Origin of the sequence: Psychromonas sp. MB-3u-54 (genome assembly GCF_002836415.1) — a bacterium.
GTDB lineage: Bacteria > Pseudomonadota > Gammaproteobacteria > Enterobacterales > Psychromonadaceae > Psychromonas.
On sequence record NZ_PJBP01000163.1, the window covers coordinates 25,499 to 48,298 of the forward strand.

The following is a 22,800-nucleotide window of genomic DNA, read 5'->3' on the forward strand; positions in this document are numbered from 1 at the left end:
ATGAAAATAGCAATGGCCTGTGACCACTCTGGTTTTAGTTTAAAAGAAGAGGTCAAAATATTATTGATAAATGCCGGGCATACTATTATTGATTTTGGCGCAAATAATGAAGATGCTTGTGATTTGTCCGATCATATTTACCCGGCAGCATTAGCCGTTGCTTCGGGCGAAGCGCAACGAGGCATTTTTATTGATGGCGTCGGTTATGGCAGTGCGTTAATCGCTAATAAAATTGCAGGATTGTATGCCGCAGTCTGCCAAGATCCTTTTTGCGCGCAACTCGCACGTTCTCATTCAAATACTAATGTCCTTTGCATTGGCGCCAAAATAATTGGCTCTGGTATTGCTGCAGAGATAGTCAATACCTGGATGACCACCGAATTTCTTAGCGATGACGCAAAATACAAAAAACGTGTTGATAAAATAATTACAATAGCAAATAAACATCTAAAACCATTATAACTACAACTAACAGCACAATATTGATGTTGGCTAACATTAATAAATATTAAATCATGTTAATTTGACATACACGATAACGTTTTGCAGATAATAGATCTGGATAAAGGAATATAGAATGATTACGCTCGGTGAATACATTATTAAAAAGCAGCATGAATCTCCAGAGGCAACAGGAGAATTATCATCTATATTAGGCGCAATTCGATTAGCGACCAAAGTCGTTAATCGAGACATAAATAAAGCCGGATTAGTTGATATTATTGGCGCAACGGGTGTGGAAAATGTGCAGGGTGAAGTCCAGCAAAAAATGGATCTATACGCTAATGACGTTTTTAAAGCGGCATTGGAAGCGCGTGGCGAAGTCTGTGGTGTCGCAACCGAGGAAGAAGATGAGTTTGTTTCCTTTGATGATCAACGCTGTATAAACAGTAAATATGTTGTATTGATGGATCCGCTGGACGGCTCTTCAAATATTGATGTTAATGTCTCGGTTGGAACCATTTTCTCCATTTATCGCCGCATCAGCGAACCCGGTCAGCCAGTCACCTTAGAAGATTTCTTACAACCAGGAACTGAACAGGTTGCCGCCGGATATGTTATATACGGTTCGTCAACCATGTTAGTTTATACAACCGGATACGGTACACACGGTTTTACCTGTGACCCTTCATTGGGTACTTTTTACCTTTCACATGAAAATATGAAAATTCCAGATGCTGGTTCAATTTACTCGATTAATGAAGGTAACTATCTGAAATTTCCACAGGGTGTAAAAAAATATTTAAAATACTGTCAAGAAATTGATGGCCCAACAAACCGCCCTTACACATCTCGTTATATTGGTTCTTTGGTTTCTGATTTTCACCGAAATTTGCTTAAGGGCGGTATTTATATCTACCCTTCTACGGCCTCCGCACCAAAAGGTAAGCTAAGATTATTATACGAATGTAACCCGATGGCATTTCTAATAGAACAGGCTGGCGGAAGAGCAACCGATGGTTTTAACCGCCGCATTATGGAGCTAAAGCCAACCGAGTTGCACCAGCGGGTGCCATTTTTCTGTGGTAGTTCTAAAATGGTCGATAAAGTAGAAACAATGATGGAAGAGTATTCCTCAGAAGAAAAATAAAATCGTTTAACTTTATTCCCTTTATACAGATAAGAAAAAAAACCGCTCAATGAGCGGTTTTTTTAAATACCAATTCCACTAATTGGGTGATCTGTTTAGGCGCCGGAAAAATACATGAAAGCAAGGCGTTTATTGCAGTAACTAGTTGTTCTAATTACAAAATAAACAACGAAGCTAGCATTCATTTTAACAAGCATAAATGAATAGAAAATTAGTGGATTTGGTATGATTTATTCTCTGGTAATTCCATCTTTATCCGCTTCATTGAGCACGCTTTGTTGATCAACAAAAATCAGCTGATCCGTTGCAAAACCGTGCATTTTGGCCGTCTGGATAAAATCTTTTTTAACAGCCTCAGCGACCGTTGCTGTTCTGGCTAATAACCATAAATAATCTTTGCTGTAGCTTGTCACATAGGCATACTGATAATTTATTTTATCCAGTTTAAAAATCACATAAGAGCCGTAAAACGGACCGAAAAATGATACTTTTAAGTGACCTTTGTTTTTCTCATCGACAAAATAAGCTTTTCCTTCAGCCGTTGTCCATTCTTTTTTTGCTCTTGAGTAACCACTATTTAAGACCTTTATCCCGCCATCTTCACGCAGTGAATATTCAGCACTGACATTGGACATCCCCCTTTCAAAGGAGTGATCCAAACGGGCAATTTCATACCACAGACCTAAATATTTGTCGGTCTGCAGTCCTTCGACGGCTTTGATATCCTTGGCGATCCCGGTACAGGCAACCTGTAAAAAAGCAATCACAGCGATCAACATTATACGCATCTTTATTTTCCCTAATAGTGAAACCTCAACTTAGCTTAAATGTAATACGTTGCAACATAAACATGCGATCACAGCTAAAGTTAATTTGTTATAGCAGACTATCTTAGCGTGTCCGAGGAAGAGATTGATTGGCACCATAGAATCCGCAATGCTATGCATATTTTCCTATGACAGCGCAGCAAAACAGGTGATAAACCTCAGCGGGTTTCTATCTTAAGATTATCTCATTCAAGGAGTAAAATAATGCAAAAACGGTTTCCAGCTATCATATTAACTATTTTGTTAAGCAATTTTCTGGTCACTGAAGTCGCCGCAAATTCAGCACCAGCGCCGCAACATCTTGCTGAGGAAGCCGGCTGGGAGTTTACTCTTGGGATTCATCTAGGTTACAGCAGCAGCCGCTCACAATTAGATACCGCTCATGATAACAAGCTCAATGAAGATCTTAACAATAGCGGCCATTCCCTCGATAAGACCTTTATCTTTCCCTTAGCCCGTGCACAGTATACCTTTGCAGAATTTAAAACGCAGATCTTTGCCGCTGACAGCCGCGAACAAATTTCGACAGCCGCGTTTCAATATGAACTTGGGATAACGCACTTATTTAATAACAGCAGCGAACTGACGGTCGCTTATTTTCCCCCACTGCTATCCTTCAATGATACTTGGCAGGATCCTTATTTAACCGGCAGTGCACGAATAACAACGGACGAAAATACACAGGGTGGACGATTTTCTTTGACCCACATTGCAGGAAGTTCAATTACCCTTAAATATGCCTTTGCTTTTACTGATATCGAAAATGAACACAGCGGACAAAGCTTAGGATTGAATGCTAAGCAGTTGACTCTGCTGCGACGTGATAGCTTGTATCAGCGCGTCGAAATACAAACAAGGTATAGGATCGCACCCGGTGTGTTTTTTAAACCCGCACTGCAATACACAACAAGGTCTGCCGATGGTGAAGCACATAACTTTGACCAATATGGACTGCAGTTAGGCCTACTGTTTTTTAAAGGTAGACACAGCTTAATTACCACCCTCAATGCCGGCATTAAAAAGTTTGCCGTCGAAAATCCTGTCTTTAGTCAAAAACAGAATACCGTCAATGCCGGACTCTTTTCAGTTTATAGCTATGCCCAGGCGCTTAACTGGCAACCATTAATTTTTAATATACTGGCCGGTTACAATAAAGAAGACTCTGATATCAATTTTTACGATAGCGAAGGTTTATTTATGTCGACCGGTATTACCTATCAATTTTAGCTTCAAATAAGACTAAATATCAGAGCAATACGAGTTGTTTTTCACTGTTCTTTCCTGAGCAGCCGGCGCTCGACTGGTTAATTGTAAAATGGAGCTACAGCGGCGATTAACTAAGCACTTTTATTCCTTTGATCTATCCTTAACTAAGCTCTTTAACTTGTTTTAGGCTTTAGCAAAGGGGGATAAAAATGAGTTTTTCTGAAATAAAAAAAGATCCTTTATCGGCATCCAAGCATAATTTAATTAACTATGAAGATACGTATACTCACTTTAACTGGCAGCAGGCACAGGAGCGTATTGCCGGTAATAAAGAGGGCTTAAATATCGCCTATGAAGCACTGGATCGTCATGTAAAAGAGGGTTTTGGTGAACAGGTCGCCATTCGTTGGCTGAGCAAACAGGGGGTGCCGGTAGACATTAGTTATGCAGAATTAATGGCACAAACCAGTCGTTTTGCTCATATTCTGTCTAGTTTTGGTGTGCAGCCTAATGATACTGTGTTCGGTTTATGCAGCAGAGTACCGCAACTCTATATCGCATTATTAGGCACGCTTAAATTCGGCGCGGTATTTTCCCCCCTATTTTCAGCATTTGGTCCAGAGCCTGTTCGTTCACGGATGGAGATAGGTCGAGCGCGTCTTTTAATTACCAGTGAAGCGCTTTATCTCAAAAAAGTTAAACCCTGGCGTGAACAGCTAAGCAGCCTGAAATGGGTATTACTGTATAACGTAACCGGCCCGCTTCCTGATGATTGTTCTGATCTTGATGCTTTATTAAAAGAGAATAGCGCGGACTTTCCTGCCCGTCTCTGCGATCCGGAACATCTCGCTTTATTACACTTTACCTCGGGCACAACGGGTAAACCGAAAGGTGCCATGCATGTTCATCAAGCCGTGGTTTATCACAGCATCTCAGCCTTTTACGCGCTGGATCTCAGGCCGGGCGACCGTTACTGGTGTACCGCCGACCCGGGTTGGGTAACGGGCACTTCCTACGGCATTATTGCGCCATTATGCAACCGTGTCACCATGATCATTGATGAAGCTGAATTTGATCCTGAGCACTGGTATCAGTTACTCAGCGAACAAAAAATTAATGTCTGGTATACCGCCCCTACCGCTATCCGCATGTTAATGAAAGCCGGAGGTGAGCTTGCCGCTCAATATGATCTTAGTGCCTTACGCTTTATTGCCAGCGTCGGTGAGCCCCTTAATCCTGAAGCTGTCGTCTGGGGACAGAAAGTTTTTGCCATGCCGTTTCACGATAACTGGTGGCAGACCGAGACCGGCGGCATCATGATAGCCAACCTTGCAACCAATACCGTTCGCCCGGGTTCAATGGGCAGGCCCCTGCCCGGTATTGAGGTTGCCATTATGGAACACACTGAAGGCGGGCAAATCAAAGCCACGACAAAAGCCAATCAAGTCGGCGAGCTGGCACTGAAAAAAGGTTGGCCGTCCATGTTTCGGGGTTATTTGCATGAAGAACAACGTTATCAAAAATGTTTTGTCGGGGACTGGTATTTAAGCGGCGATCTGGCCATGTGTGATGCCGATGGTTATTACTGGTTTATTGGTCGGGCAGATGATGTGATTAAAAGCTCTGGACATTTGATTGGTCCTTTTGAAGTAGAAAGTGTGTTGATGGAGCACCCTGCTGTCGCCGAAGTCGCGGTAATAGGCCTACCCGATCAAGTGGCGGGCGAAATTGTAAAAGCTTTTGTGGCGCTGAAACCTGAATATCAAGGTGATGAAATCTTACGTAAAACCTTATTAGGTCATTCACGTAAACGTTTGGGCGCCGCCGTTGCGCCAAGAGAGATTGTTTTCCGTAAAAATTTACCTAAGACCCGCAGCGGCAAAATTATGCGGCGTTTATTAAAAGCGCGCGAACTCGGATTGCCTGAAGGTGATATTTCCACGCTTGAAAGTGATGAGGCCTAAAGTTTGCTTTGGAGATAACGGTATGAGCAATAACAAATTACATGTTAATCGTATTCATTTACATTTTTTACTTAAGCAGATGATTCGAATTCGCCGCTTCGAAGAACGTTGCGTCACCCTCTATAATGAAGAAAAAATTCGTGGTTTTTTGCACTTGTATAACGGAGAGGAGGCCATTGCCGTTGGCGTAATGCAGGCATTAACGGCGCAGGATGCGGTACTTGCAACTTATCGTGAACATGGCCATGCGCTGGCAAGAGGCCTGAGCATGGACATCGTGATGGCGGAGATGTTTGGTAAAGCCAGTGGTTGTAGCGGTGGACGAGGTGGGTCGATGCACCTCTTTGATAGCAGCCAACGTTTTTATGGCGGCAGTGCCATTGTTGCCGGTGCGCTGCCTATTGCCGTTGGAATCGCATTAGCAGATAAAATGTTACAGAACCAGGCTGTCACCTGCTGTTTTTTTGGTGACGGAGCGGTCGCCGAGGGAGAGTTTCATGAGAGCCTGAATCTTGCCAAATTATGGCAACTGCCAATCTTGTTTATCTGTGAAAATAATCTTTATGCCATGGGCACAGCCCTGGAACTCGAACAGTCCAATCAAAAAATTCATTTAAAAGCAGCAAGTTATGGCTTAGCTTCGCAAGTGATAGATGGTATGAATGTGGTTGATGTTGAGGCCGCGGCAAAACTTGCCTGCAGCGCGATACGCAATGGTGCAGGGCCGCATTTTATAGAATGCCAAACCTATCGTTTTCGGGGTCACTCTATGTTTGATACTCAGCTTTATCGTAATAATGACGAAGTTGAGCAGTGGAAGAAAAAAGGCCCTCTGATCCAGTTAACCCAATGGTTAAAAGACAACCATCAAATAGAATCCGATGAGCTGCAGGCCATCGAATTAGCGGTAGATAAGGAGATCGATGCAGCGGTACGCAGTGCTGATGCGGCAGAGATCGAGCCCGTTGAAAATTTGTTAAAGCATGTCTATACGGAGGTTTCCCATGGATAAAATTACCTTCAGAGAGGCATCTAGGGCTGGAATAGCGGAAGCCTTAAAGGATGATTCCAGAGTCTTTTTAATCGGCGAAGACGTGGGTCGATATGGGGGGTGTTATGCGGTTTCCAAAGGCTTGCTCGATAGCTTTGGCGCGCAACGCATTATTGATGCTCCTCTGGCGGAAGCAGGCTTTGTCGGAGCAGGAATTGGTGCAGCAATAGGCGGAATGAGGCCCATAGTCGAAATTATGACGGTCAATTTCAGTCTGCTCGCACTGGATCAAATAATCAACAACGCCGCGACGCTCAGGCACATGTCCGGTGGACAGATATCGGTGCCCGTAGTGATTCGCATGTCCTGCGGTGCAGGAAAACAACTGGCAGCTCAACACTCGCACAGTTTTGAAGGTTTATATGCCCATATTCCGGGTCTTAAAGTACTTTATCCGGGCACGATTGGTGATGCGCGCTATATGTTAAAAATGGCCCTTGATGACCCTGATCCGGTGATTATCTTTGAACATGTGATGCTCTATAATATGGAAGCTGAGCTACCTGAAAAACAGACTATTGCGCCAATGGAAAAAGCGGTGATCCGCAGAACAGGTCACGATTTAAGCATTATTACCTGGGGAGGCTGTTTGTATAAAGCAATGGATGCGGCAGAGCAGCTGAAAACCTTAGGCATTGATGCGGAAGTCGTCGATTTGCGCTGTTTACGCCCTTTAGATAGAGTCACAATTTTAGATTCAGTACGCCGTACACACAAGGCACTGATTGTTGACGAATCATGGAAAAGTGGCGGCATGTCCGCTGAAGTCAGCGCTACTATTGCAGAGCTCGGACTCTGGTATTTAGATGCCCCCATTAATCGTGTTTGTAGCGCTGAAGTGCCGATTCCCTACGCATATCATTTAGAACAGGCTAGCCTGCCGCAAGTCGCGCAAATTATCGCCGTTGCTAAGCAAATGATGGAACCCTTCAATGCCTCTATAAGGGATCCATTATGAGCAACAATGAACATGACTTAAAAATGCCCTCTTTTGGTTCTGATATGAGAAAAGGAACGCTAGTACAATGGCTGGTTAAAGAGGGCGATCATATAAAACGGGGTGATGTGGTCGCGGTTATCGAAACTCACAAGGGGGCAATTGATTTAGATCTGTTTGAAGATGCAGTAATAATAAGCTTACTGGTCAAAGAAGGGGAGCAGATCGCAGTTGGAGAGCCTATTGCCAGATTAAGCTCGGTTAAAGACAGTGAAAATACAGCCCCTCCTTCGACGAATGTTGCCGATATCGAGCCCAATCCTATGTCCACAAAAACTGCTGCGAATATAAGTTCAAGCCCAGCGCCCACCACAAGCGCTGCAGTTATAAATTCAAGCCCTGCGCCCACCAGCGCTGCAGTTATAAATTCAAGCCCTGCGTCCACCACAAGCACTGCAGCTATAAATGCGAGCCCTGCGCCCACCAGCGCTGCAGTTATAAATTCAAGCCCTGCGCCCACCAGCGCTGCAGCTATAAATGCGAGCCCTGCGTCCACCACCAGCGCTGCAGTTATAAATTCAAGCCCTGCGTCCACTACAGGCGCTGCAGTTATAAATTCAAGCCCTGCGTCCACCACCAGCGCTGCAGCTATAAATGCGAGCCCTGCGTCCACCACCAGCGCTGCAGTTATAAATTCAAGCCCTGCGTCCACCACCAGCGCTGCAGCTATAAATGCGAGCCCTGCGCCCACCACCAGCGCTGCAGCTATAAATCCTGGCTCTGCACCCGCTGAAGTTGAGCAAGATAACAGTCACTTCACAACCCCTGAAGATTTTATTTTAGCAACACCCGCTGCACGATTTTTTGCGAAGCAGCAGCAACTCACTTTAAACTCACTGTTTCCCAAGCCTAACAATAAAATTGTCACTTTGACTATGGTCGAGCAGGCAATACTACAAAAACAGCTTAGTCAGCATTCACCCGCGACGGCAGATAAAAAAGAAACCGCTAAGGTCAGTGCAGCGGAAAAACCTAAAAAAGGTTTTGATAAAGAGGCTATGCGCCAGGCGATTAGCGCCACCGTGACCCGCTCAAAACAACAGATACCACACTATTATTTGCGCCAGCGTTTGGATATAACAGCGTTGAAGGACTACTTGCTGCAGGTTAATGCAAGTATTACCATCGATCAGCGTATGCTCTTAGCGGCACCTTTATTGTGCGCCATTGCGCGTACATTAATGGATAGCCAGCAACTTAATGGCGAATATACAGAGGATCGCTTTGTCGCGAGTGAAACAGTACATTTAGCCAATGCGATTAATTTACGTGGCGGTGGATTGGTTATGCCGGTGATCCGCGCCGCACAAACACTTGCTCCGGCGCAGGTGATGGAACTTCTTAAACAGCAGGTGACACGGGCGCGCAATGGCAGTTTAGTCTTTTCTGAATTGAGCGGGGGCAGCTTTACCGTGACCAGCATTGGTGAACGCGGTGCAGAGCAGATGTTCGCTGTTATTTTTCCGCCACAGGTCGCAATTCTGGCTTTAGGTAGCCCTCATCAAGAGGTAATGGCCGTCGATAGTTCGATAAAAATACGTTCCGTTATTGAGGCTTCCCTTGCCGCCGATCATCGTGTCAGTGATGGCCGAATCGGTGCCCGTTTTCTTTATCAGTTAAACCAACTGCTGCAAAATCCGCAAGCTTTATGGACAGTTTGAATGAGAGCTGTACCTAATACCAAAAGAACTAAAAAGGTGATCACCCTTGCTGGTTAAAATTATCCCTAACCGCGTTGTGAGTTTTATTCAGAACATCCTGTTCTTCACCACTTTGTGGCCAGCTAAAGCTGTTCAAAATTGTTCCATACCATTTTGTGAAGGAGAACAACGATCGAATGCAACTCTCGCCTTGTTAGTGCTAATTTTTCCTTCGCAATACTTGATCACTTCATTAATTCCTTTGGTATAACAAGGGTAAGCAGATTGAAAATTGAAAGATAATAAAATGAGAGGATTTATGAACAATAATGAAATAAAAACACTGATTCTTAAAGAGTTAAGTAATATTGCCCCTGAAATAGAGGCAGATGACGTACCCGATGATCAGGATATGCGCGAAGCACTGGAACTCGATTCGATGGATTTCCTTAATTTAGTGATCGCTGTTTCCAAGCGCTCTCAGGTCGTCATTCCAGAAGCTGATTACGCTAAGGTGCTCAGCCTAAATGCAATGATTTCTTACATAATGAAGCACGCTTAAATTAAGTATCGCTCTTTTTATACTCTGGCCAGAATGGTTACCCATACACTGCGAACAAGTGCAGCGTTTGTTTATACAATTTTTCATAACATTATATACCCATGGTACTTCAAGATGCAATTTGCCTTGCCCTACGGGGCGCTAGCTCGAAAACCAGCGCTGCGTTGCACCAATCGGAAAGGGAATAACCATTTACATATACCGCTCGCTCGAAAGGTCATGCTGCGTCTTGCTCTGATCGAAGAGCTTGCGCCTGACAAAGCATCTTGAAGTAACATGGGTATAATTAACCTGCTCGGTGATTCCCCTTTAAATTTTGAATGAAAAAGCAACAACTAAAGATCAACAAGACGATAACAAGCTGATAACAACTTGATAACAAGCCGACAAAAATCGATTCAGAATATAAAACCAGAAAATCACAAAATAATAAAATATTAAACTATAAAGGAACAAAAATTCAGTAGCACAATCTAGATAAAGACATTTAAACTAGCTTTAAATATTTATTAAATCAAACCATAACGGAGTGTGTATTATGATTGTCGGCGTCCCTAAAGAAATTAAAAACCACGAATATCGTGTAGGTATGGTTCCTGGTAGCGTACGTGAATTAACTAATCATGGGCATCAGGTTATTGTTGAGACAAATGCCGGTTTAGGCATAGGTTTCAGTGATCAGGACTATCTTAATGTTGGTGCATCAATCCAAAAAAATGCGGCAGAAGTCTTCGCCAGCGCTGATATGATAGTTAAGGTAAAAGAACCTCAAGCCATTGAACGTGCTATGTTGCGTGAAGGACAAATTCTATTTACTTACCTTCACTTGGCACCTGATCTTCCGCAAACTGAAGATTTGATTAAATCAAAAGCAATTTGTATTGCCTATGAGACAGTTACCGACAATCAAGGTGGTTTACCTCTTTTAGCCCCAATGTCAGAAGTTGCAGGTCGCATGTCAATTCAAGCCGGTGCCCAAGCCCTTGAAAAATCGAATGCGGGCCGTGGTATGTTATTAGGCGGTGTTCCCGGTGTTGCTCCTGCCAAGGTTGTCATTATTGGTGGCGGAATGGTGGGTAATAATGCGGCACAAATGGCGGTAGGCATGGGTGCTGAAGTGGTTATTCTAGATCGTAATGTTAATGTGTTACGTCGTCTTGATGCGCAGTTTGGTAATAAAATAAAAACTGTCTATTCTACAACGGAAGCGCTTGAAGAGCATGTTCTTGAGGCCGATTTAGTGATTGGCGGAGTACTGGTTGCCGGCGCAGCTGCCCCTAAATTAGTCACAGCGGAACATATTAAGAATATGAAAGCGGGCTCTGCCATTGTTGATGTTGCCATTGATCAAGGAGGCTGTATTGCCACTTCAAAAGCCACAACACACGCAGATCCAACCTTTATTGTTGATGATGTAGTTCACTACTGTGTTGCTAATATGCCCGGTGCTGTTCCACTAACATCAACCTTTGCGTTGAATAATGCGACACTGCCCTTCATTATAAAGCTTGCTAATAAAGGCTATAAAGAAGCTTTATTAAGTGATCAGCATTTCTTAAATGGCCTAAATGTTATTAATGGTCAAATAACTTGTGCCAGTGTAGCGGAAAACTTAGGATTTGAGTTTGTTGATCCTAAAGTCGCATTAGCATAATCTTTATTGAGCGCCCCCAAGGGCGCTTTTTCTGCATTAGCATTTTATAATTAACTGGCTATTTACCTTAACTTCTTCCATTACCACATAAGTCCGAGTCTCTTTAATACTGGGCAAAGTCAATAATGTTTCTGCAAGTAATTTACGATATGCAGACATGTCAGCAACACGCGCCTTCAGCAGGTAGTCAAAATCACCCGATACTAAATGACATTCTTGAAATGCCTCCAACTGCAAAACGGCTTTATTAAACTGTTCAAACACATCTGACGCGCCGCGGCTCAAGGTTACCTCAATAAAAACCAGTAGTGCAGCGCCTAAATATTGCGGATTGAGTGTGGCAATGTAACCCGTTATAAAACCCTGACGCTCAAGACGTCTTACTCGCTCGAGACAGGGGGTAGGACTGAGATCAACACGTTTGGAAAGTTCAACATTGGATATCCTCCCGTCTTTTTGCAGCTCATTTAATATTTTACGATCAATACGATCCAACTCTTTCATTGCCCAGCCTTGTTTAAATTCATTTAATTAAGCTCTTTATTTCACAAAACTCAGGCGCTATCAAGCGATACCCATACGGATAAGTAAATTGCTCCAAAAAAAACATGAAAAAAGTGTTGTCACTGCAGTTAAAACGGTTTAATCGAAAGCGGACGAGTAAGGTATTTATTAGCGACCCCTTCAATCGCAGACCATGTTTCATATCAGGAAGGCCATTGAAGCACCGTCTATCAGCTGATTCCTGCGGCATTTTTGCCGTTATTTTAGCGCTCATCACTCGTTACCCCGCGCCTGTTTAAGCGCAGATAAAACCTGCTTACTGCTTAATATTGTCGATAAAGGCAACCCCTGCGGAGCCCCGGGCCCATAAACGATATTAAAGGGTACGCCGTATCGGCCATATGACTGTAAATAGGCAGTCACTGAATCAGATCGGACGGTCCAATCTCCCTGCATTAACAGGATGTTTTCTGCCTGCAGAGCGCTGTACACAGGCTCCTGTAAAATCACGCCAATTTTATTCGCTTTACAGGTAATACACCAATCCGCGGTGACATCAACAAAAACAGTTTTACCCGACGCCACCTGCTGCTGGATAGCCGCTGCATCCAAAGGAGACCAATCCAGCTCGCCGGCTATCGGGCTGCCCCAATCTTTAGTCGTTAGACTACCTAGAAAGAAGCCAAGCGCAGTGCTTAATAGTAATGAGAATAATGCAATTAACAGAATTCTTTTACCGTATTTCCGGAGTGTCAAAGTAAATAAAACAACCAGCAGCAGCGCTGCTGTCAGGAACATATTTGACGTACCGATAAAGTTGCCAAGCAGGCTTAACAACCAGAAAGTCGTTGCCAAAATCATCAGTGCAAAGACTAATTTAACGGTTCCCATCCATCTGCCGGGTTTAGGCAGTAACAATGCTATTCGAGGAAAAAGGGCAATTAATAACCAGGGTAACGCCATGCCCAGACCCAATGCGGTGAAAATAGCAAACAACTCGGCTGTCGATCCCCCCAGTGCAAACGCCACTGCAGTCCCTAAAAAGGGCGCACTGCAGGGTGTTGCTAATAGAGTTGCAAACATACCCTGCAGGTAATGACCAAGATAAGATTGGTCACCTTTACCGGCAAGCCAGGTTTGCATCGCCACGGGCAGTTGAATTTCAAAGAGCCCTAACATATTCGCCGCGAACAGAGCCGTTATAATCACCATCACAACAATAAAATAAGGGCTTTGAAATTGAATACCCCAACCTAATGCCTGACCGGATAATTTTAATAACAGTAAGAAAACAGCCAATAACCAAAATGAAGTTAAGATACCCAGCGAGGAGGCTAAGAATTGTCTGCGAATTTGACCGCGATCGATACCATGGGCAGATAAAATCGAACTCAGTTTCATCCCTAAAACAGGTAAAACACAGGGCAGAATATTAAGAATCAACCCACCTAACAGGGCAATTAAGAATATGCTCAAAAGACTGTCTGCCGCTGTACTGCGGATAATTTGATCCGATGTTGTGGTCACTAGCTCCACGGCAAGATTAGTATCCAGTACCGTTGCATGGATAGGTTGATTAGCTAAATCAACCTCACCGGACCAACTTGAGGCTGTGATGGTTGCCGTCATAGTCTGGTTTAAAATACTAATCTCAGGAACTGAAAAAGTAACATAAGCAAGCTCAGGATTGTCTGAGTCAATAAATAGATCCGGTTTAGACCAGCCAAAGCTATTATTCAACTGCACCACTAACTGCTGTTTTAATGGATTCCAGGAGGAACGTACTCGGCTAATAGTGGCGTTATCCTGCTCCTGTAAAAGTTGTTGTTCAGTGATTAAAATGGGAATAGTGCCGAGTGCCTGACCAAATTTAAAGACCACTTCAGGTAAGCTCACCAGCCCATTAGGCTCAAAGGCAAGGTCAATTTTATAATCACTTAAAACACAAATGTTGGTGCATGAAGCAAGGGTTAATAGCCCCTTTAATCGAGCCGGTTGACTGATATCCTGCAGTGTTATGGTTAACGGGAAATTAACCTGCTTTTTATAACCTATTGTTTCCACACCGGAGACTGGGTAACGTTTGGGGGCCGGCCACAACCAGCTAACCTCTTTTATATTTGCTGAGTTGGAAAAATCAAAGCTCGGCGCAACGCCCCCTTCACCGGGTGAACGCCAATAGGTTTTCCATTGGTCTGCAAGGCGTACTTGTAATAAAGCATTAACACTGTGTTTATCTTTATTAATTTGCCCGCTTAACTCAACCAATACGCTCACTGGAGGATGATTAGGGTCGGTTATCCAACCTGTAGATGTTTCAGCCAATGCCAACGTGCTAAATAGGCAGGAAATCAATAATAAAGCGCTTAACACTGGTCGAACTATAAATTGAAATTTTTTCAATTGGAAAGCTCCAAATAATAAAGGTTCAGGCAACTGTTTGAAATAAAAAACCTTATTCTCGAGTGCACAGATCAGTCATATTATAATTTAAAGGGTAACGTGCTGGTCATTATAACGACTCAAAGTGCTTAACACTATTTATCGCTTTAAAAATTTCTGCGAAAAATCCGTTAAAATAAGAGACCGACCTAACCAAAGCGATTAACCATGAAGATCTTCTAACTGCAATCCCTTCAGGGATAAATAACAGAAAGATCATCCTAAGATCCTTGCTTATTAATGACGCTTCTATATAATCCTTGCACCCTGACTATGAGTCTGGCGCGTACATTATCTTTATCTAATATAAGTTTATGCTTATTAGGTAAAAATTTTAATGTGCCGAAAGAAGCATCTCTGATTGACTTTTAGTCGATCAAAACATAGAATTCGCTCTCTTTTTAATCGGCTGACGGTTTTTATTTATTATTTATGAATGACTATTAAAGTTATTTATCAATAATAAGCTAAAAACATTAGCTACTGTACCGTACTTAACAATAGTGGAAAAGAGCATGAAACGTACTTTTCAACCAAGTAACATTAAGCGTAAGCGTTCACACGGTTTTCGAACTCGTATGGCGACTAAAAATGGTCGTAACGTACTAGCTCGTCGTCGTGCTAAAGGCCGCTCAAGCTTAAGCGCATAATCTACCAGACGTGGTGAATTATTCGTTTTCTCGGGAGTTACGTTTGTTAACTCCCGAAGATTTTCAACCTGTTTTTAAAAATGCTGTCCCGGCAGTTTCCCCCTATCTGACTCTTTTAGCTCGAAAAAACACTCTAGATCACCCTCGCATTGGAATGGCTATTCCCAAAAAGCACATAAAACATGCCGTAGGGCGTAATAGAATTCGTCGCATTGTTAGAGAGCAATTTCGTCACCAACAACACCAACTCCCTGCAATAGATATTGTTGTTATTGCTAAAGCGGGTATTGCGGATTTATCAAATCAAGAAATCAACAAAATATTGGATAAATTATGGCGGAAATTAGTGCAGCGGTGCAATGGGTAGTAATCAAATTGATTCGCGGTTATCAACTATTTATTAGCCCGATGATTGGCCCACGTTGTCGTTTTACGCCAACTTGTTCACAATATGCGATCGAAGCGATAAAATTAAACGGAATTATAAAAGGTTGTTGGCTCGCGGCTAAGCGTATTATAAAGTGTCAGCCTTTCAGTGAGGGTGGTTACGATCCTGTGCCTACTTGTTGTGCTAATAAAAATAAACCTAACTAAATAGAGAATAAAAAACGTTATGGAATCCCAACGCAATTTACTTTTACTCGCCCTGCTGTTTGTGAGCTTTTTGCTTTATACCGCATGGGTCGAAGAAAAAAATCCTCAAGTAGCTCCGCAAGTACAAACAGAACAAGTTGATTCATCTGTTCAGGCTTCAGTAGCTTCCAGTGCCAATAGTGATGGCGTACCAATCTCCGCCGAGCTAAGCACTACCGATACCACACCCACTCAGCTGCCCGCGAGTAAATCGGTTACCATAGCCAATGACGAATTACGCTTAACCATCTCCCTGATTGGTGGTGATATTATTAAAGCGGATCTTTTACAACATGATGAAACGCTTGATTCTGAGACCCCTTACCGTCTATTGGATAGCGGTAATGGTTTTACCTATATCGCACAAAGTGGTTTGATTGGGCAAGGTCCGGATGCTAATAAAAATGGCCGCCCTTTATACAATACAGCTGATACAGAATCGGTTTTAGCCGATGGCCAGAATGAAGTATCAACCGTGCTGCATTTTGTTGATGCAGATGGTAATGTTTTCACTAAAACCTTCACCCTTAAACGTGGTGAATATGTGACTAATGTTGCTTATAAAATTGAAAACAAAACGAATAGCTCAATCAATGTTCAGCTCTATGCACAATTAAGAGAAACATTATCCGATGATAGCGGCAGTATGGTGATGCCTGTTTATCGTGGTGGCGCTTTCTCAACAACAGATACCCGTTACGAAAAATACAGCTTTAGTGATATGCAAGACGGGCCATTACAAAAAACAACTCAAGGTGGCTGGGTAGCAATGCTGCAACATTACTTTGTATCAGCATGGATTCCATCCCCTAGCGATACAAATGTACTGTACAGTAATATTATTCAAGATAAAGATGCTGCAATAGGCTTTAAGGCACCATCAAAAACCATTGCAGCACAAAGTGTTGCTGAGCTTGAGACTAATTTATGGGTCGGTCCTAAAATACAGGAAGATATGGCAATTGTTGCTAAGAACCTTGATTTAACAGTTGATTACGGCTGGTTATGGTTTATTGCTCAACCGCTGTTCAAACTGCTGTTATTCTTCCAGGGTATTGTTGGTAACTGGGGTGTTGCGATTATTCTGATTACCTTTACCGTTAAAGGTGCACTTTATCCACTGACCAAAGCGCAATACACTTCTATGGCTAAAATGCGCCTGCTGCAGCCTAAGATTAAAGAATTACGCGAACAGTTTGGAGAGGACCGTCAGAAAGTATCAAAAGCAATGATGGAACTGTATAAGAAAGAGAAAGTAAACCCGCTTGGTGGTTGTTTCCCTATCCTATTACAAATGCCTATTTTCATTGCCTTATACTGGTCGTTGATGGAATCCGTTGAATTGCGTCATGCACCCTTTATGTTGTGGATTCAGGATCTGTCGGTACAAGACCCTTATTACATCATGCCAATCCTAATGGGTGTGAGCATGTTCTTTATTCAGAAAATGTCTCCAACAACAGTACAAGATCCAATGCAGCAGAAAGTAATGCAGTTTATGCCGGTTATTTTCACTTTCTTCTTCCTGTGGTTCCCTGCAGGTCTAGTACTTTACTGGTTGATGAGTAATGTTGTCACCCTGATCCAACAAACGCTGATTTATCGCAGCTTTGAAAAGAAAGGGTTACATCAAAAAGAAAAAGAAAAAGAACCTGTGGTTCTCACCAAAAAATAATTTACTTTCCCAATAACCATTGATAAAAAGGCGACTATAAAAAGTCGCCTTTTTTGTATATGCCCAAACGGCTTGCAGCGGCAGGAATCTGCACCTTCAAGTAGTTTGGGTATCCTAATTTAAATTTCGAGGTCTAATCATGATCAAAGCTACTGATACAATTGTTGCTCAAGCAACCGCACCCGGTCGTGGTGGTGTTGGCATTATTCGCGTTTCAGGCCCAGATGTAGAGGCGGTAGCAAAAATCATTTTAGGCAAAGTACCTAAACTGCGTTTTGCCGAATATTTACCCTTTAGCGACCAGCATAACGACGTGCTGGATCAAGGTATTGCATTGTTTTTTAAAGCCCCTAATTCATTTACGGGCGAAGATGTACTGGAACTTCAGGGACATGGTGGTCCCGTGGTGATGGATATGCTTATTAAGGCGATTTTAAGCATGAAAAATCTTCGTGGCGCCAAGCCTGGAGAGTTTTCAGAACGTGCATTTATGAACGATAAGCTTGATTTAGCACAAGCTGAAGCCATTGCGGATTTAATTGAAGCAACCTCAGAACAAGCCGCTAAAAGTGCCCTGCACTCTTTACAGGGTGAATTTTCAGAGAAAATAAACGAGCTTGTTGAAAGCCTCATCTATTTACGCATTTATGTTGAAGCTTCTATTGATTTTCCTGAAGAGGAAGTGGATTTTTTAAGTGACGGAAAAATTGCCAAAGGTTTATACCAGATCATTGATAACCTGGAAGCGGTAAAAAAGCAGGCTAAACAGGGGGCTATTTTACGTGATGGCATGAAAGTAGTTATTGCAGGACGACCCAATGCCGGTAAATCAAGTTTATTAAACAGCCTGGTAGGCGTCGAGCGCGCCATAGTGACCGACATTGCCGGTACCACCCGTGATGTGATGCGCGAACATATTCATATCGACGGTATGCCATTACATATTATTGATACCGCGGGTCTGCGTGAAGGGGCCGATGAAATTGAAAAAATAGGTATTGAGCGCGCCTGGCAGGAGATAGCAACAGCGGATCGTATCCTGTTTATGCTCGATGCCACTACCACTAGTGCTGAAGATCCCCGTCAAATTTGGCCGGATTTTATTGATAAACTGCCAAAATCAGTGGGTTTAACCGTCGTGCGTAATAAAGCCGACTTGACTGGAGAGGCGCTAACGACGACGGAAAATCATGATCACCCCGTTTATCGTATTTCAGCAAAAACCGGCCAGGGAGTGGACTTATTAAAAGAACACCTTAAAGAGATTATGGGTTATCAGGGCCATACGACTAGTGGTTTTATGGCAAGACGCCGCCATTTAGAAGCCATTGATAACGCCCAGCGTCATTTAATGGAAGGCAAAGTACAGCTCGAAGAGTATAGAGCGGGTGAATTATTAGCTGAAGAGTTAAGGTTAACCCAGCAGTACCTGAGTGAAATTACCGGCGAATTCAGTTCTGATGATCTGCTTGGCAAGATTTTCTCAAGTTTCTGTATTGGCAAATAAATAACCACCTTTTTTCCGTTAATCAAAAGCCGCTATTCAGCGGTTTTTTTATCCCCCAACTACAAACAGTAATAATTATCGTTACTATTACCACCATAACCTACTGAAAAAAAGTTTCTTTTTTCCAGAATACACTGCTATTTGTCATAATATTGTCACAGTAAAAAGTTATGCTTCTTTTCGTAAACAGCCGCAGAGCTGACAAACCAAAAAAACCTTTAACTAACTATAATTGGAAGCATTATGAAAAAGACATTATTAGCAACATTGATCCTTAGCAGTTTCGTTTCAGGCGCGTTAAGTGCAGCAACGGTTTACGACAAAGAGAATACTAAATTATCAATCGGCGGCCGAGCTGAAGTACGCGCGCTATTTTCCGATGCAGTTGATGGTTCAATGCTGGATAAAAGCCGTGCACGGATCAATTTTGAAGGTGAAACAAAAATTGCTGAAACGCTAACGGGTTTTGCTTTTATGGAATATGAATTAGATAGACCAGATGGCAGCACAGAAATTGATAACCGCTACCTGTTTGCAGGTTTAAGCACAGTGGCTGGTGATTTTTCCTACGGCCGTCAGGACACAGCTAGCGTACAACTTTCTAATATGACGGATATTGCCTCATATCATTCAGGTGTGCAGCAGATTATTGATGCAGCATCGGATAAACAGTCAAATAACTTTGTATTTGCAAATAACTCTATTAAGAATTTATCACTAAAAGCCAACTATATTGCCAACGGTTCTAAAACAGTAGATGCCGCCGCTGAAGACTCTTTCGGTTTATCAGCACGTTACTCAATGGATACCGGTGTAGACTTAGGTATTTCCTATGCAGATCAGGATCAGGAGAATCAAATCACTTTAGGTGCGGGATATACATTTGAAGATTTATATCTTGCGACTACTTACGCAATGGGTTCAATCTCTGATACGAATGATTTCACTTCATTAGAAGTGGCTGCTCAATATAAGTTCACTAAAGAGTTCCGCATGATCGCAACCTACGCTATGGCCGATGAAGAAGAAGCAGGTGTTACCACTGATACAGCTGACTACGCGGCATTGGAAGGACAATACCGCTTTAACGACAGCCTGCGCACTTACGCTTCATATAAGCTGAATAACATAACAGATGGTGATGATGAGCTAGTAGCGGGTCTGCGTTACAACTTCTAATCACTGCTCAGTCACGGATTTTATGATTAAATCCGCCTAATAAAAGCGGCAGGGAAAGGCGCTAGTTGATAAACGGGATTGTTTATCTTACAGGGAGGTAACCCAAAGGAGCTGGGAACTAATAAGATTCAGGGCAGTTTCGGCTGCCCTTTCTTCTTATAGAAAATTGGCATTATTGCCCTATTCGAAGCAAGCCGTCATTATTGCCTTCTCACGCAGTTTTGTACGATAAATAACCACAACTGTTTGATAATTATTGCGTTTTATAAATCAACAACTATAGTTTGTAAGAGATTGACCATTACTGCTCGACGACATTGTGTCAATCAAGCTGATTTTAAAAAGTTTAAAAACAAGTTCTATAATACAACCTACTGTAATAAAACAGTTTGTTATAAATTTCTTATCACAAAATCAAAAAAATGTGATTTTCATTGTTAATATTTTAAGATAAGGGCATATCATTAGCCTTGTAAGAATCAGGATGGTTTTACAGCAACGGAGAATCCAGAGATAACAATAGTAAGCTGGTTGTTACAGATAAATAAGGATTATTTATCTGCTCAGGCATACACCGGACACTTTATGGATAAAAGTGGTTAATAATATTTGGGATGAGTATTATTAAGTCAGGATGACAAAAAAGGACACCTCCCAAGGAAAGGGAGCCGGCAGATAAACAGGAACGTTTATCTGATAGGGATATAAAATGGATGAAACCCAAAGGACTGGGGAAGTGGAAGCCCAGGTAGGGTCGCAATAGTCAATAAGGATATGCAGCAGGAAGCTTCGACCGTCATGGATAAGACAGGATGACTAAAATTAGGGCAGCTTAGGCTGCCCTTTCCTTTGCTTTGCTTTTTTATAATTAACTACTTAAATTACAATGCCTTATAAAATTTACTTTTCTATTTTCATTTGCAAAATTTTAGGGATAGACAGTAAACCTAACTCTGATTTTAATTTAATCCCTGAATTTATTCTGATTTCCCCCCAAACTGCTGAAAAAAACTATTCTCTAACTTGGCATATTTAAATACAAAACCAGCATCAAGCAGCTTTTTAGGATTTACCCGCGTACTTGAAAGCAATAATTCCTTACCCATTTCAGCAAACAGCAACTTAACCAGTCCCTCAGGCAGGGGAAAAAAGCAGGGGCGATTTAACTGTTTTGCCAGCAGCTGGCTAAATACCTGGTTAGTCACAGGGTTTGGAGTGACCAAATTTATCGGGCCTTGAAGATTCTCATTTTCAATAATAAATAAAACAGCGCGGATCATATCGTTAATATCAATCCAACTCATTATTTGCTCACCGGAGCCGATTTTTCCGCCTAAACCCAGTTTAAAAGCCGGCAACATTTTCGCTAATGCACCGCCTTTTTTACTGATAACGAGACCGGTGCGCAGATTCACAAGCCTAGTCCCTGCCTCCTTAATTCCTTGGCTGCTTTCTTCCCAATCCAGTGCTAACTGACTGACAAAATCAGCACCGGCAGCACTATTTTCATCAAGCTTTTCGTGATCTCGATTACCATAAAAACCAATTGCCGAAGCGCAGATAAAAAGTTTAGGGGGCGGCAGGACTTTTTTGAAATGTTCGACCAGTAACCGGGTAGATAGAATGCGACTGTCTCTCAGTTTCTTTTTCTTATCCTTGGTCCATCGCCCGTCACCAATATTTTCACCCGCTAAATGAATAATCACATCGGGATTTTCAAAATCCTTAAGTGCAAGGTATTGCTGCTTAATATCCCAGTAGGGTTGATCCGCCTGATCGCGGCGTAATAATCTCCCGACCTGATAACCTTGCGCTTTCAAAAGCTCACTTAAAGCCGTTCCAACCAGACCTGATGAACCGGTTAGCAGCACTTTACCTTTATCCATAATGACTCCCATTACTTCATTTATATCATCCCAATTTGCTTAAATTAGATCGAACAAAGTGGGTACCTAACTCAATTTTATATAATGTTGTACGTAAACAGACACTCAATAGATCAGTAAGTTAATTGTAGACTTGGTTTTAGTGTAGGTGGTTTAGAGTTGTAATGATAAAATAATACCCGGCTATTTTATGACAGGTAATTTCCCAATGCTTTTGATGATCGATAATTATGACTCTTTTACTTACAATCTAGTGCAGTATTTTGGCCAGCTAAAGCAAGAGGTTATAGTAAAAAGGAATGATCAGATAAGTTTACAGGAGATTACTGACTTAAACCCGGATCAGATAGTCATTTCGCCCGGCCCCTGCACACCCGATGCAGCCGGTATTTCATTAAAAACGATTGAACGTTTTGCGGGTCAAATTCCTTTATTAGGTGTTTGTCTGGGCCATCAAAGTATCGGTCAGGTCTTTGGCGCAAAAGTAGTGCGCGCCAATAAAGTGATGCATGGTAAAAATTCATTGATTGAACATGATGCTCAAGGTGTATTTGAAGGATTAAATAATCCCTTAAATATCACACGCTACCATAGCCTAATACTTGATCCGGACACTCTGCCCAGTTGCCTGGAAGTCACGGCAAGGGTGCTCAACAGTAATGAAATAATGGCTATCCGCCATAAAACATTAGCGCTTGAAGGGGTACAATTCCATCCCGAAAGCATTATGTCTGAACAGGGCCTCAAACTGCTCAACAATTTTATTGACCAATCACTTGGTTTCAAAAAATAAGTGCGTATATTAGCACCCATTATTTTAAGCCCTTATTTG

The 22,800-nt window shown here is 42.4% G+C and carries 20 protein-coding genes; 16 read left to right on the forward strand and 4 right to left on the reverse strand.

Annotated features, from left to right (window positions below; all coding sequences use genetic code 11):
• Together CXF72_RS11930 and fbp are read left to right on the forward strand one after the other, a co-directional pair.
• On the forward strand, positions 1–462 hold the full coding sequence (locus CXF72_RS11930) for an RpiB/LacA/LacB family sugar-phosphate isomerase (protein WP_101039241.1): 462 nt from the start codon (positions 1–3) through the stop codon (positions 460–462).
• Positions 463–577: 115 nt separating this feature from the next.
• The gene (gene fbp, locus CXF72_RS11935) at positions 578–1,591 is read left to right on the forward strand and encodes a class 1 fructose-bisphosphatase (RefSeq protein ID WP_101039242.1); all 1,014 of its coding nucleotides are present in this window, start codon (positions 578–580) and stop codon (positions 1,589–1,591) included.
• Positions 1,592–1,821: 230 nt separating this feature from the next.
• On the opposite strand, the gene CXF72_RS11940 is transcribed toward fbp, so the two are convergent.
• A complete protein-coding gene (locus CXF72_RS11940) occupies positions 1,822–2,379 on the reverse strand; it encodes a lipocalin family protein (protein ID WP_101039243.1) in 558 nt (185 codons plus the stop codon).
• Between the two features lie 243 nt (positions 2,380–2,622).
• Between CXF72_RS11940 and CXF72_RS11945 the strand changes: the two genes are divergently transcribed.
• From CXF72_RS11945 to ald, 7 genes are all read left to right on the forward strand, one after another.
• Positions 2,623–3,645 (forward strand): DUF2860 domain-containing protein, encoded by a 1,023-nt coding sequence (locus CXF72_RS11945; protein WP_101039244.1) that lies wholly within the window; start codon positions 2,623–2,625, stop codon positions 3,643–3,645.
• Positions 3,646–3,833: 188 nt separating this feature from the next.
• Entirely contained in the window at positions 3,834–5,588 is a 1,755-nt protein-coding gene (acsA, locus tag CXF72_RS11950; protein ID WP_101039245.1) for an acetate--CoA ligase, read from the forward strand.
• A 22-nt stretch (positions 5,589–5,610) separates the two neighbouring features.
• Complete coding sequence (gene pdhA / locus CXF72_RS11955) at positions 5,611–6,600, forward strand: pyruvate dehydrogenase (acetyl-transferring) E1 component subunit alpha (protein ID WP_101039246.1); 990 nt, start codon at positions 5,611–5,613, stop codon at positions 6,598–6,600.
• Positions 6,593–7,597, forward strand: a complete 1,005-nt coding sequence (locus tag CXF72_RS11960) for an alpha-ketoacid dehydrogenase subunit beta (protein ID WP_101039247.1) — start codon at positions 6,593–6,595, stop codon at positions 7,595–7,597. The genes pdhA and CXF72_RS11960 overlap by 8 nt, the downstream gene beginning before the upstream one ends.
• Positions 7,594–9,297 carry a 2-oxo acid dehydrogenase subunit E2 gene (locus CXF72_RS11965; RefSeq protein ID WP_101039248.1) on the forward strand — a complete coding sequence of 568 codons (1,704 nt, stop codon included), beginning with the start codon at positions 7,594–7,596 and terminating at the stop codon, positions 9,295–9,297. The genes CXF72_RS11960 and CXF72_RS11965 overlap by 4 nt, the downstream gene beginning before the upstream one ends.
• 298 nt (positions 9,298–9,595) lie before the next feature.
• Positions 9,596–9,838, forward strand: a complete 243-nt coding sequence (locus CXF72_RS11970) for an acyl carrier protein (RefSeq protein WP_101039264.1) — start codon at positions 9,596–9,598, stop codon at positions 9,836–9,838.
• A 538-nt stretch (positions 9,839–10,376) separates the two neighbouring features.
• Entirely contained in the window at positions 10,377–11,492 is a 1,116-nt protein-coding gene (ald, locus tag CXF72_RS11975) for an alanine dehydrogenase (protein WP_101039249.1), read from the forward strand.
• Between the two features lie 36 nt (positions 11,493–11,528).
• Here the strand turns inward: ald and lrp are convergent, their stop codons facing one another.
• Positions 11,529–11,996: a leucine-responsive transcriptional regulator Lrp gene (gene lrp / locus CXF72_RS11980; protein ID WP_101039250.1), complete on the reverse strand. Its 468-nt coding sequence runs from the start codon at positions 11,994–11,996 to the stop codon at positions 11,529–11,531.
• 273 nt (positions 11,997–12,269) lie between these two features.
• Positions 12,270–14,399: a protein-disulfide reductase DsbD family protein gene (locus tag CXF72_RS11985; RefSeq protein ID WP_101039251.1), complete on the reverse strand. Its 2,130-nt coding sequence runs from the start codon at positions 14,397–14,399 to the stop codon at positions 12,270–12,272.
• Positions 14,400–14,953: 554 nt separating this feature from the next.
• Between CXF72_RS11985 and rpmH the strand changes: the two genes are divergently transcribed.
• The 6 genes from rpmH (at position 14,954) to CXF72_RS12015 (ending at position 20,082) form a co-directional block, all read left to right on the forward strand.
• Complete coding sequence (rpmH, locus tag CXF72_RS11990; RefSeq protein ID WP_011771839.1) at positions 14,954–15,088, forward strand: 50S ribosomal protein L34; 135 nt, start codon at positions 14,954–14,956, stop codon at positions 15,086–15,088.
• A gap of 10 nt (positions 15,089–15,098) precedes the next feature.
• Positions 15,099–15,455: a ribonuclease P protein component gene (rnpA, locus tag CXF72_RS11995; protein ID WP_101039252.1), complete on the forward strand. Its 357-nt coding sequence runs from the start codon at positions 15,099–15,101 to the stop codon at positions 15,453–15,455.
• A complete protein-coding gene (yidD, locus tag CXF72_RS12000) occupies positions 15,422–15,682 on the forward strand; it encodes a membrane protein insertion efficiency factor YidD (RefSeq protein WP_198552581.1) in 261 nt (86 codons plus the stop codon). Before rnpA ends, yidD begins: the two co-directional genes overlap by 34 nt.
• A 19-nt stretch (positions 15,683–15,701) precedes the next feature.
• On the forward strand, positions 15,702–17,396 hold the full coding sequence (yidC, locus tag CXF72_RS12005; RefSeq protein ID WP_101039254.1) for a membrane protein insertase YidC: 1,695 nt from the start codon (positions 15,702–15,704) through the stop codon (positions 17,394–17,396).
• 139 nt (positions 17,397–17,535) lie between these two features.
• Complete coding sequence (gene mnmE, locus CXF72_RS12010) at positions 17,536–18,903, forward strand: tRNA uridine-5-carboxymethylaminomethyl(34) synthesis GTPase MnmE (protein WP_101039255.1); 1,368 nt, start codon at positions 17,536–17,538, stop codon at positions 18,901–18,903.
• Positions 18,904–19,146: 243 nt separating this feature from the next.
• Positions 19,147–20,082, forward strand: a complete 936-nt coding sequence (locus tag CXF72_RS12015) for a porin (RefSeq protein WP_101039256.1) — start codon at positions 19,147–19,149, stop codon at positions 20,080–20,082.
• A 977-nt stretch (positions 20,083–21,059) separates the two neighbouring features.
• Here CXF72_RS12015 and CXF72_RS12020 read toward each other — a convergent pair.
• Positions 21,060–21,968: a TIGR01777 family oxidoreductase gene (locus CXF72_RS12020; RefSeq protein WP_101039257.1), complete on the reverse strand. Its 909-nt coding sequence runs from the start codon at positions 21,966–21,968 to the stop codon at positions 21,060–21,062.
• Between the two features lie 208 nt (positions 21,969–22,176).
• On the opposite strand from CXF72_RS12020, the gene CXF72_RS12025 reads away from it, so the two are divergent.
• Positions 22,177–22,761, forward strand: coding sequence for an anthranilate synthase component II (locus CXF72_RS12025; protein WP_101039258.1), 585 nt, complete (start codon positions 22,177–22,179; stop codon positions 22,759–22,761).
• Positions 22,762–22,800 lie beyond the last annotated feature (39 nt).